17 protein-coding genes are annotated in these 21,149 nt (G+C 73.8%); 6 read left to right on the top strand and 11 right to left on the bottom strand.

The genetic code is table 11. The features are described from left to right. Window positions 1-4 precede the first annotated feature (4 nt). On the bottom strand, window positions 5-580 hold the full coding sequence (locus tag AB0P07_RS02085) for a DUF3017 domain-containing protein (RefSeq protein WP_365543748.1): 576 nt from the start codon (window positions 578-580) through the stop codon (window positions 5-7). Then, window positions 570-1,424 carry a bifunctional methylenetetrahydrofolate dehydrogenase/methenyltetrahydrofolate cyclohydrolase gene (locus AB0P07_RS02080; protein ID WP_003974148.1) on the bottom strand — a complete coding sequence of 285 codons (855 nt, stop codon included), beginning with the start codon at window positions 1,422-1,424 and terminating at the stop codon, window positions 570-572. The genes AB0P07_RS02085 and AB0P07_RS02080 overlap by 11 nt, the downstream gene beginning before the upstream one ends. Before the next feature lie 294 nt (window positions 1,425-1,718). Here AB0P07_RS02080 and AB0P07_RS02075 point away from each other — a divergent pair, with 294 nt between their 5' ends. The 4 genes from AB0P07_RS02075 to AB0P07_RS02060 all read left to right on the top strand — a co-directional run bounded on the left by AB0P07_RS02075 (window position 1,719) and on the right by AB0P07_RS02060 (window position 5,287). Beyond that, complete coding sequence (locus AB0P07_RS02075) at window positions 1,719-2,276, top strand: hypothetical protein (RefSeq protein WP_365543745.1); 558 nt, start codon at window positions 1,719-1,721, stop codon at window positions 2,274-2,276. Window positions 2,277-2,401: 125 nt separating this feature from the next. Beyond that, window positions 2,402-3,148, top strand: a complete 747-nt coding sequence (locus AB0P07_RS02070) for an FHA domain-containing protein (protein WP_365543742.1) — start codon at window positions 2,402-2,404, stop codon at window positions 3,146-3,148. After that, window positions 3,145-4,710, top strand: coding sequence for a protein kinase (locus AB0P07_RS02065; RefSeq protein WP_365543739.1), 1,566 nt, complete (start codon window positions 3,145-3,147; stop codon window positions 4,708-4,710). Before AB0P07_RS02070 ends, AB0P07_RS02065 begins: the two co-directional genes overlap by 4 nt. A 106-nt stretch (window positions 4,711-4,816) precedes the next feature. Then, complete coding sequence (locus AB0P07_RS02060) at window positions 4,817-5,287, top strand: hypothetical protein (protein ID WP_365543737.1); 471 nt, start codon at window positions 4,817-4,819, stop codon at window positions 5,285-5,287. Between the two features lie 258 nt (window positions 5,288-5,545). On the opposite strand, the gene purH is transcribed toward AB0P07_RS02060, so the two are convergent. Then, window positions 5,546-7,117, bottom strand: coding sequence for a bifunctional phosphoribosylaminoimidazolecarboxamide formyltransferase/IMP cyclohydrolase (purH, locus tag AB0P07_RS02055; RefSeq protein WP_365543734.1), 1,572 nt, complete (start codon window positions 7,115-7,117; stop codon window positions 5,546-5,548). Further along, window positions 7,114-7,761, bottom strand: a complete 648-nt coding sequence (gene purN, locus AB0P07_RS02050) for a phosphoribosylglycinamide formyltransferase (protein WP_365543731.1) — start codon at window positions 7,759-7,761, stop codon at window positions 7,114-7,116. The genes purH and purN overlap by 4 nt, the downstream gene beginning before the upstream one ends. A 323-nt stretch (window positions 7,762-8,084) precedes the next feature. Here purN and AB0P07_RS02045 point away from each other — a divergent pair, with 323 nt between their 5' ends. Then, on the top strand, window positions 8,085-8,861 hold the full coding sequence (locus tag AB0P07_RS02045; RefSeq protein WP_365543728.1) for a hypothetical protein: 777 nt from the start codon (window positions 8,085-8,087) through the stop codon (window positions 8,859-8,861). 153 nt (window positions 8,862-9,014) lie between these two features. Here the strand turns inward: AB0P07_RS02045 and AB0P07_RS02040 are convergent, their stop codons facing one another. Then, window positions 9,015-10,682, bottom strand: a complete 1,668-nt coding sequence (locus AB0P07_RS02040; protein ID WP_365543725.1) for a DUF6350 family protein — start codon at window positions 10,680-10,682, stop codon at window positions 9,015-9,017. Between the two features lie 96 nt (window positions 10,683-10,778). Here AB0P07_RS02040 and AB0P07_RS02035 point away from each other — a divergent pair, with 96 nt between their 5' ends. After that, window positions 10,779-12,050, top strand: a complete 1,272-nt coding sequence (locus AB0P07_RS02035; protein WP_365543722.1) for a helix-turn-helix domain-containing protein — start codon at window positions 10,779-10,781, stop codon at window positions 12,048-12,050. A 177-nt stretch (window positions 12,051-12,227) separates the two neighbouring features. Here the strand turns inward: AB0P07_RS02035 and sucD are convergent, their stop codons facing one another. The 6 genes from sucD to AB0P07_RS02005 all read right to left on the bottom strand — a co-directional run bounded on the left by sucD (window position 12,228) and on the right by AB0P07_RS02005 (window position 21,148). Next, a complete protein-coding gene (gene sucD, locus AB0P07_RS02030; RefSeq protein WP_061442950.1) occupies window positions 12,228-13,112 on the bottom strand; it encodes a succinate--CoA ligase subunit alpha in 885 nt (294 codons plus the stop codon). A 28-nt stretch (window positions 13,113-13,140) separates the two neighbouring features. Continuing rightward, a complete protein-coding gene (gene sucC, locus AB0P07_RS02025) occupies window positions 13,141-14,325 on the bottom strand; it encodes an ADP-forming succinate--CoA ligase subunit beta (RefSeq protein WP_365543719.1) in 1,185 nt (394 codons plus the stop codon). Window positions 14,326-15,054: 729 nt separating this feature from the next. Beyond that, entirely contained in the window at window positions 15,055-16,062 is a 1,008-nt protein-coding gene (locus tag AB0P07_RS02020) for a hypothetical protein (RefSeq protein ID WP_365543716.1), read from the bottom strand. 170 nt (window positions 16,063-16,232) lie between these two features. Next, window positions 16,233-17,468 (bottom strand): VWA domain-containing protein, encoded by a 1,236-nt coding sequence (locus AB0P07_RS02015; RefSeq protein WP_365543713.1) that lies wholly within the window; start codon window positions 17,466-17,468, stop codon window positions 16,233-16,235. Next, window positions 17,465-19,936, bottom strand: coding sequence for a DUF5682 family protein (locus AB0P07_RS02010; RefSeq protein WP_365543710.1), 2,472 nt, complete (start codon window positions 19,934-19,936; stop codon window positions 17,465-17,467). Before AB0P07_RS02010 ends, AB0P07_RS02015 begins: the two co-directional genes overlap by 4 nt. A 102-nt stretch (window positions 19,937-20,038) precedes the next feature. Next, complete coding sequence (locus tag AB0P07_RS02005; protein WP_365543708.1) at window positions 20,039-21,148, bottom strand: AAA family ATPase; 1,110 nt, start codon at window positions 21,146-21,148, stop codon at window positions 20,039-20,041. Window position 21,149: the final 1 nt, after the last annotated feature.

Genomic DNA, 21,149 nt, shown 5'->3' with positions numbered 1-21,149 from the left:
GGCGCTAGCTGACCGTGAAGTGCAGGGTGTCCTTGAGGAACGGGATCTCCAGCACCGGCTTCGGCTGGGCCATCAGCGCCAGCAGGACGATGGAGAGGCCGAGGACGCCATAGGTCGTGATGTCCGTGAAACGGGAGCGCACGGCGAGCATGCCGACGTCGGGCACCACCCAGCGCAGCGCGGCGCCCGCCAGCAGCGCGGCACCGACGAGCAGCGTCCCCCAGCGGAAGACGTCCAGCGCGGTCAGCAGCAGGCCGATGCCGACCAGCAGCACCACCGCGAGCACCGGCCACTGCCGGGCGGGTGCCGGGGCGTCGCGGGCCGCGGCCCGGCCGCCGCCCTCGGGACGCGCCGTGTCACGCGTGAAGAGCGGGAAGCGGCGGGTGACACGCAGCGGCCGCCCCTTGGCGTCGGGCGCGCTGACGGGGTCACGGACGGTGAGCTCGTCCTCGCGCGTGGCACCCGCGGAGGCTGCCGCGGCCCCGGCGCCGTCCGAGGTCCGCGCGGACGCCGCTGCCTCCGGGGCCGGGGTCCCCGTGTCGCCCCGCCGTTCGGGTGAGTTGGTGTCCTCAGCCGGCACTGCGCTCCGCCGCCTCCACCACGTTGACGAGCAGCTGGGCCCGCGTCATGGGGCCGACGCCGCCGGGGTTCGGGGAGATCCAGGCGGCCACCTCGGCCACACCGGGGTGCACGTCGCCCATGATCTTGCCCTCGGCGTTGCGGGAGACGCCGACGTCGAGGACCGCCGCGCCGGGCTTGACGTCCTCGGGCCGCACCAGGTGCGGGGAGCCGGCCGCGGCGATGACGATGTCCGCGCGCTTGAGGTGGGCGGCCAGGTCCCGGGTGCCGGTGTGGCACTGGGTCACCGTGGCGTTCTCGCTGCGCCGGGTGAGCAGCAGCGGCATCGGGCGGCCGATGGTGACACCGCGGCCGACGACCACGACCTCGGCGCCCTTGATCTCGACGCCGTAGCGGCGCAGCAGGGTGAGGATGCCGTTGGGGGTGCAGGGCAGCGGCGCCGGCTCGTTCAGGACGAGGCGGCCCAGGTTCATCGGGTGCAGGCCGTCCGCGTCCTTGTCCGGATCCATCAGTTCGAGGATGCGGTTCTCGTCGATGCCCCGGGGCAGCGGCAGCTGGACGATGTACCCGGTGCAGGCCGGGTCCTCGTTCAGCTCGCGGACGACCGCCTCGATCTCCTCCTGCGTGGCCGTCGCGGGCAGTTCGCGCTGGATGGAGGCGATACCGACCTGGGCGCAGTCGCGGTGCTTGCCTGCGACGTACTTCTGGCTGCCCGGGTCGTCGCCGACCAGGACGGTGCCGAGACCGGGTGTGACACCCCTCTCCTTCAGCGCCGCCACGCGGGCGGTCAGTTCGGACTTGATCGCAGCTGCGGTGGCCTTGCCATCGAGAATCTGGGCGGTCATGCCCCCATCCTCGCGGATGACCGGCCCCGGGTTCCAATCAGGTCGGCATGCGGGCACCGCGAGGGGACGCTTCGGGACGCCACGGGACACGTCCGGCCCTGTCCGATCATGATCGGCGGTGTTGCACTTGCACAACGCATCGCGGACGGGCTGGACAAGTAAGAGTTCGGTCAAGAACGATTGGGCAGCACAGTGCCGCGGGGCCGTACCGGGGGGACGAACCGCTTCGAACAACTTCCTCCGAGTCAGCCGCGCGTCGTCCCCGCACTTGACAGCGACGGAGGAAGACCCGCCATGAGTTTCGGCGATCCGAACAACCCCTACGGCCCGCCGCAGGGTGGCCAGCAGCCGAACTACGGCTACCCCGAGCAGCAGCCGCAGCAGGGCCAGCCCGGCTACGGCTACCCGCAGGCTCCACCCGTGCAGCAGCCGTACGGTGCCGCTCCCACGACCATGCCCGGTACGGTCAACACCGCGCGAGTGCTGCTCTGGATCATGGTGGGCTTCCAGGTCATCGGCACGGCACTGTTCGGCATCTCGGCAGCGGCCGTGGACCAGGCCAAGGACGACGCCGCGTTCGAGGAGCTGGCCGACTACCCGACGGGTGTCCTGTGGGGCTTCATGGTCCTGGCGCTGGTCTGGGGCGTCTGGGCGGCGTTCCTGGCCGCCAAGTTCAACTCGGGCGGCAACGGCCTGCGCGTGACCGCCCTGGTCTTCGGCATCCTCACCGCGATCCTCGCCCTGTACCCGTTCACCATCGCGGGCATCGTCCACCTCGTGTTCGGCATCCTGATCGCCGTGTTCGTGGGCAACGCGAAGGGCGCGGCCTGGTTCAAGCGCCCCCGTTACTGACCGGCACGGAGCGCTTTCGCGCCAATCACCACGCAGGGCCGTGTCTCACCCGTACGAGGGGGGCACGGCCCTGGTGCGTCGCCCTAGTCTGGCCTGGGTAGCCGTCAGGCACGGGGAGACGCACCTTGTACAGCATCATCGTGGTACCTCCGCCGACCACGGGGGACGACAACGCCAGCACCCAGTACCGGCTCGCGCCCGGCGAACGCCTCGTCTTCGGGCGGTCCGTGCCCGAGGGCGGGCTGCTGATCGGGCACGACGGGGTGTCCCGCAGAGCGGGTGAGATCACGGCGCACGGCACCTTCTGGACCGTGAGCAACCTCTCCGCCCACCAGACCTACGTGGTGGAGAACCCGGAGGGCGCCGGCGAGCACATCAAGGTGGCGCCGGGCCGCCTCGACGCCCCGGTGCCGTTCGAGTTCTCGCGGATCGTGCTGCCCGCCGCGGGCGACCTGCTGCCCCTCGAGGTGTGGGCGCCGCGCCACGACTATCTGCGCGGCGAGGACGGCACCGACGGCGAGCCGACCGCCCCGGCCTTCTCCGTCGACCGCACCAAGCGGTACTTCGCGGTGCTGGCCGCGCTGTGCGAGCCGAGGCTGCGCGGGGCGCCGCACGCGCCACTGCCGACCGTGGACCAGGTCGTCGAACGGCTCCGCCCGGCCTGGCCGGCCGCCTCGCGTACGTCGGTGCAGTGGAACATCGACTACCTCGCCGTGAAGTTACGGCTGAAGCCGGGCCCGGAGAGCGCCGAGCCCGGTCCCCGGCTGAACGGCAAGAAGGAGTCGCTGGTCTCCCTGGCGCTCCGCTTCGACCTGGTCCGCGAGGACGACCTGGTGGTCCTCGCGGCGCCGTCCGGACAGGCGCTGCGATGACCGAGCCGTACGCCGTTCCGGTGCCCCGGGGGTACCGGGTGGGCGGCTGGGAGGTGCGCGAGCCGATCGCGACCGGCGCCTTCGGCAGCGTGTACGCGGCCCGCCGGGTGGACGCCGGGCCGGGCCCGCCGGAGACGGCGGCACTGAAGTTCCTGCCCACGGGTACCGGCACCCCTCGGCAGCTGTCGCACTTGCGGGACCTGATCGAGCGCGAGGTCGGGCTGCTCCGCCGGCTGCGGCGGCCCCGGCTGATCCGGATGTACGAGACCCTCACCGTCGACGACCCCGGCCGCCCCCGGCTCGACGGCGCCACCGTGCTCGTCCTGGAGCGGGCCGAGGGTTCGCTGTCCGCGCTGCTCGCCGCGACGCCCCGCCCGCCGGCCGGGCCCGTCCTGCTCGCGCAGGTCTGCGAGGGCCTGCACCAGCTGCACCGGGCGGGCTGGGTGCACGGCGACCTGAAACCGGCCAACGTACTGCTGATGAAAGACGGTTCGGTACGGCTCGCCGACTTCAACATGGCCGCCCAACTGGAAGGCACCCACGCCTACACACCCGCCTTCTCCACCCCCGACTACACCCCACCCGAGCTGATGTGGTCCGAGATCGGCGAACGCGGCCGCCGGATCCGCCCCTCGGCCGACGTCTGGGCGTTCGGCGTCCTGGCCCACCTGGTGCTCACCGGGTCCTTCCCGCTGCCGGGCGGCACCCCGACGGCCCGCCGCGACGCCGCCGTCGCCTACTCCCGCGGCGCCCACGAGCTGCGGCTGTCCCCCGAACTGCCGTCGCCGTGGCGGGAGGTCGTACGGGCGTGCCTGACCCGTACGCACGCCGACCGGATCGGCACCGACGCCCTGCTGCGCCGGGTGACGGACGCGACGGGGAACGCGGGCGGCCCGGCGAGGGCGTCGCTGTGGCCCCGGGCCCGCCCCCGGCGCCGGGCCCTGGCCGGCGCGGCCGCGGGACTTCTCGCCGTCGCCGCGCTCGGGTACGGCCTCTCCCGCTGGGCCGGCGACGGCCGGGAGCCCGGCGCGGGCGCGCGTCCCGGCGGCACCGCGAGCGCCGTCGCCGCCGCCTCCTACGGCGCGGCCGAGCTGCGCACCGACCGGGGTGTGCCGCCCGCCTACCGCCTGCTGATCGTGGAGACGGCGCACGACTGCGGACACGATGAGGTCAGCCCGGCGCTGATCGCGGCCATGCTGAAGGTCGAGAGCGACTTCGACCCGGATCTCGCCGACCCGGCCAAGGACGAGTACGGCATCGCCCGCTGGACGCCGAGCGTGCTGCGCTGGTGGATGAACGAGGACGGCACCCCGGGCGAGACCGTGCCCGAGCCGCCGTTCCCGCCCGCCGAGTCCATCCCGGCGATGGGCCGTTACCTGTGCTGGATCACGCCCCGCCTCGACGCCGGCCTGCCGGGCGACCGCCGGGTGCTGGTCGCCGTCGCGTACCGGACGTCGTACCGGAAGGTGAACGACGCGGGCGGGGTTCCCCCGAAGTACCGCGACTACGCCGACCGCGTCGCTCACCGCCTCAAGGAGTACACCCCCCGGGGCGGGAAGTGACCCTGAGAATTCCGAGGTACCGCGCGGCGGTCGTCCGGGGGACGGTGTGAGCACACCGCTTCGGCGGTGCGACCGGTACGACTCCGACGTTCACGGGGGAACAACGATGAACATCGTCAAGCCCGCAGCTCTCCTCGTCGCGGCCACGGCCCTGGCCGCGACCTCCACGGTGGCGGCCACGGCCGCCGACGGCCCGGACGGCACCCGGGTGACCGGCCTCCAGCAGAAGGCCGGCCAGGTGCTGGCCGACAGCCCGCAGCCCCTGCGCGTGACCGCCGACGCGGTCGAGTACGAGGGCCTGACCGTGACGGACGCACCCAAGACCCTGGGCGCCCGCGACCTGGCCTGCGGCTACGGCCACCTGTGCATGATCGTCAACGGCACGAAGTTCGACTTCTACAAGTGCCAGACGTGGAACCTGACCAACTGGACCGGCGACGGCCCGTTCACCAACAACCAGACGCCGGGCACGGTCGCCAAGTTCTTCAACAGGGACGGCAGCGTCCGCTGGACGTCGACGGCCTACGAGGCGGGCCGGGCGACCTGGGACCCGATCTGGTCGCTGCGCCCCTGCTGACCCGCTCGCCCGGGCCCGCACACCGGCGTGACCCGCTCCCCGGGCCCGCTCTCCGGCGGCCTCCGGTTCCCTCCTCGGAGGGGCCGCAGGCCGCCGTTTCGCCGTGCCGGGTCACCGACCCGCCGGGGTATCCGCATGCTTGGGCTGCCCTCACCCGCCCCCCGTACGCTGCCCCTTGTCGGACTGGGGAGTGCTGACCCCGAGGGGCATCGGGGGAGGGGGACGACTCCATGTACGGGGCCGCCAGGTACCTGCCGCTCAGTGGAAGAAGTGCCGCGTCCCCGTGAAGTACATCGTGACGCCGGCCTTCTTCGCCGCCTCGACGACCAGTTCGTCGCGGACCGAACCGCCGGGCTGGACCACGGCCTTCACACCGGCCGCGGTGAGGATCTCCAGGCCGTCCGGGAAGGGGAAGAACGCGTCGGAGGCGGCGTACGCCCCCTGCGCGCGCTCGGCGCCCGCCCGCTCCACCGCGAGCTTGGCGGAGTCGACCCGGTTGACCTGGCCCATGCCGACGCCGACGGAGGCGCCGTCCTTGGCGAGCAGGATCGCGTTGGACTTGACGGCCCGGCAGGCCTTCCAGGCGAAGGACAGCTCGGCCAGTTCCGCCTCGGACAGGGCCTCGCCGGTCGCGAGGGTCCAGGTCGCCGGGTCGTCGCCCTCGGCCTGGAGGCGGTCGGTGACCTGGAGGAGGGCGCCGCCGTCGATGGGCTTGACCTCGACCGGGGCGGTGGGCGCCTCGGGAGCGCGCAGGACGCGGATGTTCTTCTTCTTGGTGAGGGCTTCCAGGGCGCCGTCCTCGTAGTCCGGCGCCACGATGACCTCGGTGAAGATCTCGGCGACCTGCTCGGCCATCTCCTTGGAGACCGGGCGGTTGACCGCGATGACGCCGCCGAACGCGGACAGCGGGTCGCAGGCGTGCGCCTTGCGGTGCGCCTCGGCGACGTCCGCGCCGACGGCGATGCCGCAGGGGTTGGCGTGCTTGATGATCGCGACACAGGGCTCGGCGTGGTCGTACGCGGCACGGCGGGCGGCGTCCGTGTCCGTGTAGTTGTTGTACGACATCTCCTTGCCGTGCAGCTGCTCGGCCTGCGCGAGACCGCCGCCCTCGGGGGAGGTGTAGAGCGCGGCGGGCTGGTGCGGGTTCTCGCCGTAGCGCAGGGTGTGGGCGCGCTCGTAGGTGGCGCCGAGGAAGTCGGGGAACCCGGACTCGTCGACGGGGGCGTACTCGGCGGCGAACCAGGAGGCGACGGCCACGTCGTAGGCGGCGGTGTGCTGGAAGGCCTCGGCGGCCAGGCGCTTGCGGGCCGCCAGGTCGAAGCCGCCGTCCTTGACCGCCGAGAGCACGTCGGCGTACCGGGCGGGGCTGGTGACGACGGCGACCGAGGGGTGGTTCTTGGCGGCGGCGCGCACCATGGAGGGGCCGCCGATGTCGATCTGCTCGACGCACTCGTCGGCGGTGGCGCCCGAGGCGACGGTCTCGCGGAACGGGTAGAGGTTGACCACGACCAGGTCGAACGGGGCCACGCCCAGCTCGTCGAGCTGCTGCCGGTGGCTGTCCAGGCGCAGGTCGGCGAGGATGCCGGCGTGCACCTTGGGGTGCAGGGTCTTGACCCGGCCGTCCAGGCACTCGGGGAAGCCGGTCAGCTCTTCGACCTTGGTGACGGGGACGCCGGCGGCGGCGATCCGCCCGGCGGTCGACCCGGTGGAGACGAGTTCGACGCCCGCCTCGTGCAGCCCGCGGGCCAGCTCCTCCAGCCCGGTCTTGTCGTAGACGCTGACGAGTGCGCGACGGATGGCCCGCTTGTTGCTTCCGGCGGTGGCGGTCACTGGATAACTACCTTTCGTCCCTCAATGCGATAGCCGTTGCGGGCGAGCCGCCCCACGACATCGACGAGCAGCCTTCGCTCGACTTCCTTGATGCGCTCGTGCAGAGCGACACCTTCGTCTTCGTAGTCCTCGTCCCGGACCTCCACCACGCCCTGCGCGATGATCGGCCCGGTGTCGACGCCGTCGTCGACGAAGTGGACGGTGCAGCCGGTGACCCTGGCGCCGTACGCGAGCGCGTCCCGCACGCCGTGGGCCCCCGGGAAACTGGGGAGGAGGGCGGGGTGGGTGTTGACGAACCGCCCGCCGAACCGCGCGAGGAACTCCTTCCCCACGATCTTCATGAACCCGGCCGAGACGACGAGGTCCGGTTCGTGGGCGGCGACGGCCTCGGCGAGCGCCGCGTCCCACTCCTCGCGGGTCCCGTAGTCCCTGACCTTGCGGACGAAGGTCGGCACCCCGGCGCGCTCGGCGCGGGCGAGTCCCTCGATGCCGTCGCGGTCGGCGCCGACGGCCACGATCTCGGCACCGTAGGTCTCGGCGCCGGTGGCGGCGACCTCGTCGAGGAGCGCCTGGAGGTTGGTGCCGGATCCGGAGACCAGCACGACGAGGCGCTTGGCTCGCCGGTCCACTGGCTTGGCGGCCACGGTGGGGGCCTTTCTCGGGAAAGCGATCTCTTTGTACGGTCGTACGAATGCTTCGCGTCCCGGGATACGGGGAAGTCTACGAAGCGGCCGACCGTCAGCAACGATACCGGCACACCGGACAGCCCCCTCGGGACGGGGGCGTGACCGGAAGGTAGCGTCTGCAGGGAGCGGGGGCGGGAACGCCGCCTGTGCGTCACGCGTTCACCAGACGTACCGGCCGGTTCGGCGCTCCACACGCCCGTTCCGCCCGTCCGCTTGTTCCACCAGTCCACCCGTTCCACCAGCCGCCCGTTCACCGTCGCCAAGGGGAAGACGCTCAGTTGATGCCGGACCGCAGCCTGCGACTGCTCACCCTCCCCCAGCAGTCGGCGCAGCCAGGGGAGCGCAGCACCGTGTTGCTGCGGGAGCGCCCCTCGTCACCGCCCGACTCGTCCTCGGACCGGGGGAACGGCGGCGGGCAGGACGGCGCCCCCGACCAGGACAACCCGTTCGCACCGCCCCCGGAGGGCACGCCGGACCGCCCCTGGCAGCCGCGGCACCCCTCGGGCGACGGCGGTTCCCAGGGCGACGGCGAGCGGTCTCCCTGGGGCGGCCGGTGGAGCGACCGGCAACCCGGCCGGTCCTCCGGCGGCTTCGGCGAGCGGCCCGGCTCGGGCGGTCCCGAGGCTCCGGGCGGCGGCCAGGGCCCGCGCTGGGACCCGACGGACCCCGCCCAGCGGCGTGCCCGCTACGCCCTGCTGAGCGGCATGTGGGCTCTCTTCTTCGCCCTCTTCACCTGGCCGTACGTCGCCCTGCTGCTCGGCGCCCTGGCCCTGTACTGGGGCATCAGCGCCCTGCGCACCAAGCCCCGCGCCGCCTCCGACCCCAACACCCCGGCCCCGGCCCCCGAGCAGACCGGCCGTCCGCAGCGCACCGCCGCGATCAGCGGCCTGGTCACGTCGTCCCTGGCCATCCTCCTGGTCGCCGCGTCCTTCGGCGCCCAGCTGATCTACAGCGACTACTACACCTGCCGCGAGGACGCCCTGACCCACGCGGCAGAACAGTCCTGTGAACGCCACCTGCCGGAACAGCTCCGGGACCTGCTGGGCTCGGGCGACTGAAATCAACCAGCCCGTCCGGCGTCCGAGGGCGAGGCCGTCCGGGCCGAAGCGGGGTCTGGGGGGGGCGGCAGCCGCCCCCCAGGGATGGGAACGGGAAGAAGAAGGGGCGGCGGGGGCGAACCAATCCCCCCGCGTAACGCCCCGCAACCAGCGTCACCCACCACCAGGAGCCGACTCCCCAGGACCGTCGACCGGCAGAAGGTCGTAAGCGACTCCACCATCGTCATCGACGTCGTACACCCCGTACGGCCCCGGTTCGCGCTCCTTCCCGCCCCCGCCCCCGCCCCCGCCCTTCGGATCCTTCTTCCCCCGCCTCACCCACCGCACCGTGGACCGCACGGAGAACACGGAGAACACGGCGGCTGCAGAGGGCATGCGCCGCCGGGAGGGCGAGGAAGCCTCACCGCCCGGCTCCCGCAGCGTGGCGGCGCCCCGGCACCGCCACGCCCGCGCCACCACGGCCACCGGCACCGCCACCACACCGATCCACGCCAACGTCGCGCTCCCGGCCTGCCACCACACCGGCCCGAACCGGGCGAGCGCGGCGCTCCCGAGCGGCCCGCCGGCGAACGCGGCCAGCAGGGCGACGAGGACCGCGCACAGGACGGCGGCCACGACGGCGGCACCGGCGGTCCGCCGCCACGACCAAGCCCCTGCCGCCGCGGCTCCCTCAGCCACCCCGGCCGCCGCATCCCCCGTGGCCGCCCGCGCCGCGAACCACCCCACCACCGCCCCCGCGACCAGCGGCACCGTCCCGGCCGCCCAGTGCAGCGGCGTCCCGGGCCCCGCGTCCGGCACGGCCGCCAGCAACGGGAACGGCGGCAGCAGCGGTGCCGGAGCGGAGGAGGCGGGGGCCACGACATGCCCGGCGCCGAGCACGAAGCCGGGGCCGAGGGCGTAGACCGCCGCCCACACCGCCGCGTTCGGTACCAGCGTCAGACAGAGCAGCAGCACGGCGAACCGCCCCGACCAGCCCTCGGTCAGGCGCAGGAAGGCCTCCCCCGCGGCGGCCCCGTGCCACACCAGCGACACCGCGAGCAGCAGCGCGCCGCCCCCGGCGAGTACCGCCGCACCCGCGCCCGCGGCGCGCGTCGCGGCGCCCAGGCGCGCGTCCGGCTCCACCATGAGCTCCCGCAGCCTCCGGGGCAGCACGCGCAGTGCCCGCCCCACCGGCCCGCCCGGCCGGCCGAACGCCGTCCACACGCCGGCGCCCGCCGCGCCCATGGCGACCAGCGGCAGACACACCACCGCCCACCACAACGAGGGCCGCAGGGCGCCCCCCTGCCCGTACAGGACGACGGGTGCGGCGACGCCGAGGTAGCCGAGGACGACCCCGGTCCAGGCCAGGCGCGCGGAGACGGGCGGCGGCCCGGAGTCCGGGGCGCCCGCCATCCACGCCGGGCGCGCGCCGGCTCCCGCCTTCGGAGCCGCACCGACGGCCACGCCCACACCGTCTCCGGGGTCCGTGGCGTCCCGGGCGGCGCGGTGCAGCAGCCACACCGGCAGGAGGACGAACAGCAATGGGGTGACGCCGACGGGCGCGGGGGTGCCGGAGAGCGTGTCGGCACGCACCAGTTCGGCCCCGTGCGCCAGCACCCACAGCGCGGCGGCGACGTGGAGGGCGCCGCCGGACCCGCTGTCGGGGTACGGCGAACTGATCCACAGCAGCGTCACGAGCGCGGCACACGCCGTCAGTCCCAGCAGCGCGGCGAACACGCCTCCCAGGAGCCCTGCGGCCAGCCCGGGCGCACGGTCGCGCCACCGGGTGCGCAGGCGGGAGAGCGGGGCTGGACGGGCGGTCGTCTGGATCACGCCCGACATGGTCCCAACGACACGCGCTTTCCCGGCGTAACGAGCGAAGCCCCGTTGTGTCGCTCAATATATGTTTATGTACTTTTTCGCACGAAGGGGCGTCCTGTGACCCGCGGTCCCGCGACACCGCTTCCCTCCCCCAAGGCCCGCCGACGCCTGCGGGAGGCCGCTTCGCTGACACAGACTCAGCTGGCGGAGCGGGTGGGCGTCGCTCCCGGGACGGTCCGCGCGTGGGAGAGCGGCCGTACGACTCCGCGAGGCCGGAAGCGCGAGGCGTACGCGAAACTGCTGAAGACGCTGGCCGAGGAGGAGGCACGGCAGGCGGCCCCACCACCGAAGACGGACCCGACACGTGATCGGGCATCAGGACCGGAAGCCCGCGCAGGGGCCGAAGCGGAGCCGGAGCCGGAGGCGGTGCGGGAGCCGGAGCCGGTGCCGGAGCCGGAGGCGGTGCGGGAACCGGAGCCGGAGCCGGTGCCGGAGACGGTGCGGGAACCGGAGCCGGTGCGGGAGCCGACACCCGAGTCGCAGCCCCGGTCGACCCGCGAGCCCGTCCCCGAGCCGCGTCCCGCGCCCGCCCCGCTGACGCCCGCTCAGGCCTTCGACGCTCTGTACGAGTTCAGTGCCCCCGCCCTCGTACGCCAGACCTTCCTGCTGACGGGCCGTCGCGAGCAGGCGCGCGAGTCGGTGGAGCGGGCGTTCCAGACGGCCTGGGAACGCTGGCCCGAGGTGGCCCGCGACCGGGACCCGGTGGGCTGGGTGCGGGCCACGGCGTACGAGTACGCGCTCTCGCCCTGGCAGCGCTTCCGCCCGCGCCACCGGCACCCGGAGCCGCCGCCCGCCGACCCCGGCGACCGCACCCTGCTGAACACCCTGCTCAGGCTCCCTCCGCGGCACCGCCGCACGCTCGTGCTGTACGACGGGGTGGGTCTGGACCTGCCCGAGACGGCGGCGGAGACGGAGGCGAGCACCCCGGCGGCGGCCCACCGGCTGCTGCGCGCCCGCGAGGCCGTCGCGGGCCGGCTGCCCGCGCTCGCCGACCCTCAGGTGCTGCACCGGCGGCTGGCCGAACTGGCGTCGAACGAGCGGCTGGGCGCGGCACGGCCGCCGTCGGTACGCAGGGGCGGCGAACGCCGGGCGAGGTTCCGGACCCGGGCGGCGATCGCGTTCACGGTCGCGCTCATCGGGACCACGGCCCTGACCGTACGTACCGCGCCCACGCACTACGAACCGCCCGTGTCCCCCGGGCAGGCGGTACGCGGGGTGCCGCCCAGGGTGGCCCCGGGCTCCCTGTCGGACGAGGAGCTGGAGCTGCGGCAGAAGCTGCGGGACCAGTTGCAGGACGGGCCTGAGCGGCTGAGCCCGCAGCTCGAATGACGTGGCCCGGCCCGGCGGTCCGGTGGTCTGGCGGTCTGGCGGTCCGACGGTCCGGCGGTCCGGCGGTCCGACGGCCCGGTCGGTCCGGCTGCCGGACACGCCGAGTGGCCCGCCCCTGCGGACAGGGGGCGGGCCACTCGGTGTGGAACAGGCGCTCGGGCTGCGCGCGATCCGGTGTCAGCCGGCCAGGATGGCGCGGGCGAGCTTCGCCGTCTCGGTCGGCGTCTTGCCGACCTTGACGCCGGCGGCCTCCAGGGCCTCCTTCTTCGCCTGGGCGGTGCCGGACGAACCGGAGACGATGGCGCCGGCGTGGCCCATGGTCTTGCCCTCGGGCGCGGTGAAGCCGGCGACGTAGCCGACGACCGGCTTGGTCACGTTGGCCTTGATGAAGTCGGCCGCACGCTCCTCGGCGTCGCCGCCGATCTCGCCGATCATGACGATCAGGTCGGTCTCGGGGTCGGCCTCGAACGCGGCGAGCGCGTCGATGTGCGTGGTGCCGATGATCGGGTCGCCACCGATGCCGACGGCGGTCGAGAAGCCGATGTCACGCAGCTCGTACATCATCTGGTACGTCAGCGTGCCGGACTTCGAGACCAGGCCGATGCGGCCCGGCTTGGTGATGTCGCCCGGGATGATGCCGACGTTGGACTGGCCCGGGGTGATGATGCCGGGGCAGTTCGGGCCGATGATCCGGGTCTTGTTGCCCTTCTTGCCGGCGTAGGACCAGAAGGCGGCCGAGTCGTGCACGGCGATGCCCTCGGTGATGACGACGGCCAGCGGGATCTCGGCGTCGATGGCCTCGACGACCGCGTCCTTGGTGAACTTCTCCGGCACGAAGATGACGGAGACGTTGGCGCCGGTCTTCTCGATGGCCTCCTTGACGGTGCCGAAGACCGGTACCTCGGTGCCGTCGAAGTCCACGGTGGTGCCCGCCTTGCGCGGGTTCACGCCGCCCACGACCTCGGTGCCGTCACCCAGCATGAGCTTGGTGTGCTTCATGCCGGTGGCGCCGGTCATGCCCTGGACGATGACCTTGCTGTCCTTGTTGAGCCAGATAGCCATGGTGTGTTGGTGTCCTCGTCCTGAGTGCTTACTTGGCGGCGGCGTGAGCCAGCTCGGCGGCCTTGTCGGCCGCGCCGTCCATGGTGTCGACGCGCTGGACCAGCGGGTGGTTGGCGTCGGTGAGGATCTTGCGGCCCAGCTCGGCGTTGTTGCCGTCGAGACGGACGACGAGCGGCTTCTCGACCTTCTCGCCGCGGTCCTCCAGGAGCTTCAGCGCCTGGACGATGCCGTTGGCGACCTCGTCGCAGGCGGTGATGCCGCCGAAGACGTTGACGAACACGGAGCGGACGTCCGGGTCGCCGAGGATGATCTCCAGGCCGTTCGCCATGACCTGGGCGGAGGCGCCGCCACCGATGTCCAGGAAGTTGGCGGGCTTGACGTTGCCGTGCGCCTCACCGGCGTAGGCGACGACGTCCAGGGTGCTCATGACGAGACCCGCGCCGTTGCCGATGATGCCGACCTCGCCGTCGAGCTTGACGTAGTTGAGGTTCTTCTCCTTGGCGGCGGCCTCGAGCGGGTTGGCCGCGGCCTTGTCGTGGAGGGCCTCGAAGTCGGGGTGACGGAACTCGGCGTTGTCGTCCAGCGACACCTTGCCGTCGAGGGCGAGGACGTCGCCGGAGGCGACCTTGGCCAGCGGGTTGACCTCGACCAGGAGGGCGTCCTCCTTGATGAAGGTGTCCCACAGCTTGACCAGGATGTCGGCGACCTTGTCGGCGACCTCGGCCGGGAACCTCGCGGCCTCGACGATCTCGCGCGCCTTCTCCGGCGTCACACCGTCGATGGCGTCGATCGGGGTCTTGGCGACGGCCTCCGGACGGGTGGCCGCCACCTCCTCGATCTCCACGCCGCCCTCGACGGAGGCGATGGAGAGGAAGGTGCGGTTGGCACGGTCGAGGAGGAAGGAGACGTAGTACTCCTCGACGATCTCGGGGGCCGTCTCGGCGATCATCACCTTGTGGACCGTGTGGCCCTTGATGTCCATGCCGAGGATGTCCGTCGCGCGGGCGACGGCCTCGTCCGCCGAAGCGGCCAGCTTCACGCCACCGGCCTTGCCGCGGCCACCGACCTTCACCTGGGCCTTGACGACGGACTTGCCGCCCAGACGCTCGGTGATCTCGCGCGCCGCCTCAGGCGTGTCGATGACTTCACCGGCCAGCACCGGTACATCGTGCTTGGCGAAGAGGTCCCTCGCCTGGTACTCGAACAGGTCCACGCGCTTCCGTCCCTATCAGTGATCTCGCGGTTCGTTGGATGCGTGGGCGTGCCGCGAAGGGCAACGTGACGTCCGCTCTGAGTCACAAGGGGGGCGCACACGGTGTCCGAGCGCGCGGCATGTCCGTCTCGCAGGTTATCGCCGCTTGCGGGGGGTCTCTAAATCGTGGGTCACACCTGAGCGGTGATGCCTGTCACATGATGCCGCCCTCACTGGCACGGGGTGCCGGATGTGAGCGGCGTGCGGGGGCGCTCGGGCCCCCGGCGAGGGGCCTCACCGGGCTGGGGTTGACCCGGTGAGGCCCGTGGCTCCCCCGGCGGGCCGTGTGAGTGCGGTCCGCCGGGGTGGGGTCGGCCGGTCCCCACCCCAATGGAGACCGGCCGACCCGGGCCGCGGGGCTCCGGCCGTCCGGCGGCCGACGGCTTTCGGCCGTCCGGTGCCGGCACCCCGCGGGGTCGGTGGGTGCCGCGGAAACGGGGGCCACGAGGCGCCGACGGCGTGCACCGGACACCGTGGGGTGTCCGGGGCGCGCCGGCACCGGGACGTCGAACCGTGGGAGCCGGACGCGGGACGTCCGGGCCCGGTGTTTCCCGCTGCGGGGGCTCGATGAGTCCGTCGGGTTCGGCGGATACGTCGGGTGCGTCGAAGCGGATACGTCGGGTGCGTCGAATACGGCGTATACGGCGTATACGGCGCTTGCGTGGCGGGCGCGGCGGAGGAGCGGCCGTTCTAGGCGGGAGAGACGGGGATGTCCCGGTACGGCTCCCGGACCCCGGCCGCGTCGGCTCGCTCCGGGGCGCCCGGCAGGAGCCGGAACATGATCCGGGGCTGCGGGGCGACCGCACGTGCGTCCCCGTGGCGCGGCGCCCCCTGGTCGGCGCCGGACGCGGTGCCGAGGGCGCCGTCGGGGTCACCGACGGGCCCGGGGTGGGCGGGGGCGTACTCGGTGTGTGCGATCCCTGCCGGGTGAGCGCGCGCGGGAGCGGCGGGGGCCGTTCCGAGGCCGGGTCCGGGTCCGTAGCCGGCGGCGTGTGCCGGGCTGCCGTCTCCCTCGGCGGCCGGGGAGCCGAGGGCGGCGGACCGCTTCTCGGCGCCCGAGGTGTCCGCCGTCGGCGCGGGCTCGGTCCGCGGGTCCTGGGCGCCCGGCGCCGAAGATGCGGAGGGGGCGGTCAGGTCGGTGAGGTCGGGCTCCTCGGTGAGGTCCGGCGCATCGATCGGGCCGGGCGGGGCGGGGAGCAGCCGCGACGGCGGTACGTCGGTCGCTACCGCCGCCTCAAGCTCCTCCAAGCCCTCTGTCACCGTCTGCACCACGTCACCGACCGGTCGCACGACCCGGTCCTGCACGGCCCGGACGACTTCCGAGGAGACGAGCTCCTCGGAGACGGTACGGAGACTGGAGCCGGGACGAGAGCCGGAGCCGGGACGGAGGCCGGAACCGGGACGGAGGCCGGAACCGGGACAGAGGCCGGAGACGGGACGGAGGCCGGAGTGGCTCCGTGTCCGGGGCAGGCTCCGCGTCTCGGGCCGGCTCCCCGTCTGCGCGGGGACGTCGAGGACCCGCCCGACCGTGTCCTCCAGGGCTCCCGGCGCTCCGTCGGCCGCCTGCGCCCGCCCTCCGCAGAGCAGGCCGAGCACGAACACCCCGCCCACCAGCAGCAGCACGTGCAGCGCACGCCGCCCGGCCGCCGTGCGCAGAACGCGCAGGGCGACACCGGGCAGGGCTGCTGACCAGATCAAGAGGGGGCGGAACCTCCCGTGCGGCGGAACGGGCCACGCGTCGAACAGCGCATCGACACGCCGCGCGATACTCGCACGGGAATCCGCAGGTTGCGCAAGCTCCCTTCCGCCGATGGGCCGTCATATCCGTTTTGACCGCGGGAATCGGGTCACCCCGGATCGACAAATCGTCACCCGGCATCGGGTATCGGCACAGGGCGCCTCTCGAGCGCCGCCGCCATCACTTCCGGGAAGAGGTCGGGCGTGCAGGCGAAGGCCGGTGCGCCGAGCGCGGCGAGCGACGCCGCGTGGTCCCGGTCGTACGCGGGTCTCCCCTCGTCGGACAGGGCCAGCAGCGCCACGAACTCCACACCCGCCGACTTCATCGCCGCGACCCGCTTGAGCATCTCGTCGCGTATGCCTCCCTCGTACAGGTCGCTGATCAGCACGACCACCGTGTCCGCGGGCCGGGTGATCCGCGACTGGCAGTACGCCAGCGCGCGGTTGATGTCCGTACCGCCGCCGAGTCGGGTGCCGAAGAGCACGTCGACCGGGTCGTCGAGCTGGTCGGTGAGGTCGACGACGGCCGTGTCGAAGACGACGAGCCGGGTGTCGAGCGAGCGCATGGACGCCAGCACCGCACCGAACACGGACGCGTACACGACGGACGCCGCCATCGACCCGGACTGGTCGACGCAGAGGACGACCTCCTTCTTCACCGAGTGGGCCGCCCGGCCGTGGCCGACGAGCCGCTCCGGCACGATCGTTCGGTGCTCCGGCAGGTAGTGCTTGAGGTTGGCCGCGATCGTGCGGTTCCAGTCGATGTCGTGGTGGCGGGGCCGACGGGTGCGGGCGCTGCGGTCCAGCGCGCCGGTCACCGTGGCACGGGTACGGGTGGCGAGCCGCTTCTCCAGGTCCTCGACGACCTTGCGCACGACGGCCCGCGCCGTCTCCTTCGTCGTGTCGGGCATCGCCTGGTGCAGGGAGAGCAGGGTGCCGACCAGGTGCACGTCGGCCTCCACCGCCTCGAGCATCTCCGGCTCCAGCAGCAGGGTGGCGAGCCCGAGCCGGTCGATCGCGTCCCGCTGCATGACCTGGACGACGGAGGAGGGGAAGTAGCTCCGGATGTCCCCCAGCCAGCGCGCCACGGCCGGTGCGGAGGCTCCGAGCCCCGCCGCCCGGTCCTTCCCGGACCGGGGTGTGCCGCCTCCCTTCCCGTAGAGCGCGGTGAGCGCGCCGTCCATCGCGGTGTCCCGTCGGGAGAGCGCGTGGCCGGTCCCGTCGGCCGGGTCGCCGCCGAGGACGAGACGCCACCGCCGCAGCCTCTCCCGGGCCGCCCCGTCGTCCTGCGGCCCGGTCGAGGTCGTGCGTCCGGCCGTGTGCGCGCTCAGGTGCCCTGTCGTGTGCCGTGGCACGCGGCCCGTCATGTCTCCACCCCCGCCAGGTCGTCGTCCCGCGCCAACTCGCCGTGCCTGACCGAGTCGTCGTCCCCGGCCGGCTCGTCGTCCCCTGGGTCCCGGCCCAGCAGCAGCCGGACCACCGGCAGCACCGCGTCGGCGCGCGCGGTGTCGAGGCCGGCCGCGAAGCCCGGTATGCCAAAACCGGCCGCCGTCGCGCTCCCCCGTGCCCGCGGCCCGCGTGCGACCAGCTCGCCGAGGCTGCGGCGCACTCCCGGCTCGTAGGCGGAGAAGGTGCGGCGCAGCAGGGGCAGTACGTTCGTGAACGCGTCCGCCGGCACGCCGGTCAGCCAGGCGTCGATCAGGGCCAGCAGCCGCTCGTCGTGCAGGAGGAGCATGCCGCCGCCCGAGCCGCCGCCGACGAAGCCCTCGATCCAGGCCGCCGCGTCCGCCGGGGCGGTCCCCGGGGACAGCGCCAGGCCCATGAGCCGCCCCGCCTCGTCCGGGGCCAGCTCGCCGTCGTCCAGCAGGAGCCGTACGGCACGCCCGCGGACGACGCCGGGCACGGTGTCCCGCGCGGAGAGGGTCCGCAGCACGGCTCGCCAGCGGGCCCGCAGGTCGCCGTCGCGGGGCGTGGGCGCGTCGCCGAGCAGGCCCACGGCGGTGTGCACGGCGTCCACGTGGCGGCGCATCTCCTCGGCCGCGTCGGTGTCCAGGGCCGCGCAGGCCGCGGGCAGCCCGACGAAGACACGCTCCGCGAGACCCGCGGCGACCTCGGCCAGCGCTCCGGTGTCCGTGCCGCGCACATCGCCGTAGCGCAGCGCACGGACGAGGGCGGGCAGGGCCTCGGCGAGGTGGCCGACGTCCGTGTCGAGTGCCGCCCGGTCGGCGAGGACGCGCATCACCGGCGCGAGCGCGTCCGGCAGTTCGGCCAGCAGGCAGCGTTCGGCCAGCGCGGTGACCTCGGCGAGGCCCTGCGCGGTGAGGGCGTCCGCCTCGGCCCTGGCGGTGGCGGCGGAGAGCACGGTCGTGCCCCACACCCCGGCCTCGGCGACCCGGACCGAAAGCTCCGGCTCCCACCGCAGCCGCCACGTCTCCCGGAACGTGCCCGTGCTGCGGGACGCGACCGGCTCGCCCCAGCCGACGCCGAGCAGCCCCAGCCGGTGCAGGAGTCTGCTGCGGGCGGCGTCGGTCTCCTTGCGCAGGTCGAGTTCCAGCTCGCGCTCCGGTGCCTCGGGCTTGAGCCGCAGCCGCCGCTGGGTCCGGGTCAGGTCCTGCTGCAGCGGCACCGCGGGGGCCCCGGTGGGGACCTCGCCCAGTACGTCCCCCACCACCAGCCGGTCGCGCACCAGCGCCAGCGGCACGTCCGAGCCGTCGCACAGCACCGCTCGCACGGCGTCCGTCGTCTCGCTCAGTCCGGGCAGCGGCCGGCCACGGAGCACCGCGAGCGCTCCGGCCAGCCGCGCCGCCTCGATGACGTGCGCCGGCGAGACGGCCCTGTCCTCCGCGCGCAGCAGTCCGGCCACCCTGGTCAGCCATCGCTCGACGGGCCGGTCGGCCGCGGCGAACAGGTGCCCGTACCAGCCCGGCGACTCGATGCCCGCCCCGTACCCGCCGGCCCGGGACAGTCTGCGGTGGGTCCAGGGCACCCAGGTCATGTCCACCTTGGTCCGGGGCAGCCCCTTCAGCAGGGCCCGGTCGGCCGCGACGCCCGCCTTGCGCCGCAGCGCGGGCACGTGCCAGGCCCCGCAGACCACGGCCACGCCCCGGGCGAACTCCCGCCGCGCCGCCCGGACCTGGAGCCGCATGTATGCCTCCCGCACGTGGTCCCGGTCGTACGCGCCGCCCTCCTCGCCGTCCGCCTCGGTCTCGCGCAGTGCCGCCATGGCCTCCTCGAGCGCAGTGAACGGAGCGAACACGTCCCCCTGGCCCGCGCCCCGGTGTTCGATCACGTCCTCCCACCAGCGCTCGGGGTCGTCGTGCCCGGCGGCCGCGGCGAGGACGGCGAGCGGATCGCCCCGGACGTCCGGGGGAGCCGTACCGGGCGAGTCCCCCGTGTTCCGGCCGTCCGCCCGGCGCTCCGCCTCCTCGGCCGCCGCCCGCATCGCCAGCGTGTGTGCGGCGGGGAGGTCGATGAAGCGGGCGGGAACGTCGTGTTCCAGGGCCCAGCGGAGGGCCACCCACTCGGGGGAGAACTCGGCCAGCGGCCAGAACGCCGAGCGGCCGGGCTCGTCCACGGCGTGGGCGAGGAGTGCGACCGGCGGCCGCATGTCCTCATGGGCGGCCAGCGGGATCAGGACGTCGGCCTCCGGCGGCCCTTCGACCAGCACGACCCCCGGCCGGGCCGCCTCGAGCGCGGCTCGCACCGCGCGGGCCGACCCCGGCCCGTGGTGACGAACACCCAGCAGCAGCGGCCGACTTCCTGGTTCGCCGCTACCCTCCGGCCCGCCGGATGCACCGCTCAGGCGTCCCGCGCCGGGCCGGTCAGTGCCCCCCATGCCATCCCCCTCGCCTGCGGGTCCAGCTCGAGTCCCCGTCGTCCCCCGTCGTGGCGGCCGTCGCTGCCCCCGCCCCACGGCCCGTCCACGTCCCGGTGCCCTTCACGCGGACACCTCCCGGCAGGCCCGGTAGAAGTCCTGCCACCCGGCGCGTTCGCGCACGACCGTCTCGAGATACTCCTGCCAGACGACACGGTCGGCCCCCGGGTCGCGGACGACCGCGCCGAGGACGCCCGCCGCTACGTCGCCGGACCGCAGCACTCCATCGCCGAAGTGGGCGGACAGCGCGAGACCACCGGTGACGACGGAGATCGCCTCGGCCGTGGACAGCGTGCCGCTGGGCGACTTGACCTTCGTACGACCGTCGACGGTCAGCCCGTCGCGCAGCTCGCGGAAGACGGTGACGACCCGGCGGATCTCGTCGGTGCCGTCGGGGGCCGACGGCAGGTCGAGGGAGCGGCCGATCTGGTCGACGCGGCGCGTGACGATGTCGATCTCGGCCTCGGCGCTCTCCGGCAGTGGCAGCACGACGGTGTTGAAGCGGCGGCGCAGGGCGCTGGACAGGTCGTTGACCCCGCGGTCGCGGTCGTTGGCGGTGGCGATGAGGTTGAAGCCGCGGACCGCCTGCACCTCCTCGCCCAGTTCCGGTATGGGCAGGGTCTTCTCCGACAGGATGGTGATCAGGGTGTCCTGGACGTCGGCCGGGACGCGGGTCAACTCCTCCACCCGGACGGTCATGCCCTCCGTCATGGCCCGCATCACCGGGCTGGGCACGAGGGCGTCCCGGCCGGGACCGTGGGCGAGGAGCTGGGCGTAGTTCCAGCCGTAGCGGATCGCTTCCTCCGGGGTGCCGGCCGTCCCCTGCACCAGCAGGGTGGAATCGCCGCTCACCGCCGCGGCGAGGTGCTCGGACACCCAGGTCTTGGCGGTGCCGGGCAGGCCGAGCAGGAGCAGGGCGCGGTCGGTGGCGAGCGTGGTGACGGCGACCTCGACGATGCGGCGCGGGCCGACGTACTTCGGGGTGATCACCGTGCCGTCGGGCAGGGTGCCGCCGAGCAGGTAGGTGGCGACGGCCCACGGCGACAGCTTCCAGCGGTCCGGACGCGGACGGTCGTCCTGCGCGGCGAGCGCGGCCAGTTCGGCCGCGAAGGCGTGCTCGGCGTGCGGCCGCAGCACCTCGGCCCCGGACGTCGGCTCCACGTATGCGGGCATG

The organism is Streptomyces sp. NPDC085944 (assembly GCF_040686295.1).
GTDB classification, from domain to species: Bacteria; Actinomycetota; Actinomycetes; order Streptomycetales; family Streptomycetaceae; genus Streptomyces; species Streptomyces salinarius.
The sequence above is the reverse complement of the archived record's forward strand: the minus strand, read 5'-3'. Positions and strand labels throughout refer to the sequence as shown.

Bases quoted from the DNA above. Each gene is read 5' to 3' on its own strand.
- AB0P07_RS02040 (WP_365543725.1), bottom strand. From the start codon at position 10,682: ATGTCGGGCGTGATCCAGACGACCGCCCGTCCAGCCCCGCTCTCCCGC.
- sucD (WP_061442950.1), bottom strand. From the start codon at position 13,112: ATGGCTATCTGGCTCAACAAGGACAGCAAGGTCATCGTCCAGGGCATG.
- AB0P07_RS02045 (WP_365543728.1), top strand. From the start codon at position 8,085: ATGCCGGACCGCAGCCTGCGACTGCTCACCCTCCCCCAGCAGTCGGCG.
- AB0P07_RS02005 (WP_365543708.1), bottom strand. From the start codon at position 21,148: ATGCCCGCATACGTGGAGCCGACGTCCGGGGCCGAGGTGCTGCGGCCG.
- AB0P07_RS02080 (WP_003974148.1), bottom strand. From the start codon at position 1,424: ATGACCGCCCAGATTCTCGATGGCAAGGCCACCGCAGCTGCGATCAAG.
- AB0P07_RS02060 (WP_365543737.1), top strand. From the start codon at position 4,817: ATGAACATCGTCAAGCCCGCAGCTCTCCTCGTCGCGGCCACGGCCCTG.
- AB0P07_RS02010 (WP_365543710.1), bottom strand. From the start codon at position 19,936: ATGGGGGGCACTGACCGGCCCGGCGCGGGACGCCTGAGCGGTGCATCC.
- AB0P07_RS02075 (WP_365543745.1), top strand. From the start codon at position 1,719: ATGAGTTTCGGCGATCCGAACAACCCCTACGGCCCGCCGCAGGGTGGC.
- AB0P07_RS02065 (WP_365543739.1), top strand. From the start codon at position 3,145: ATGACCGAGCCGTACGCCGTTCCGGTGCCCCGGGGGTACCGGGTGGGC.
- AB0P07_RS02015 (WP_365543713.1), bottom strand. From the start codon at position 17,468: ATGACGGGCCGCGTGCCACGGCACACGACAGGGCACCTGAGCGCGCAC.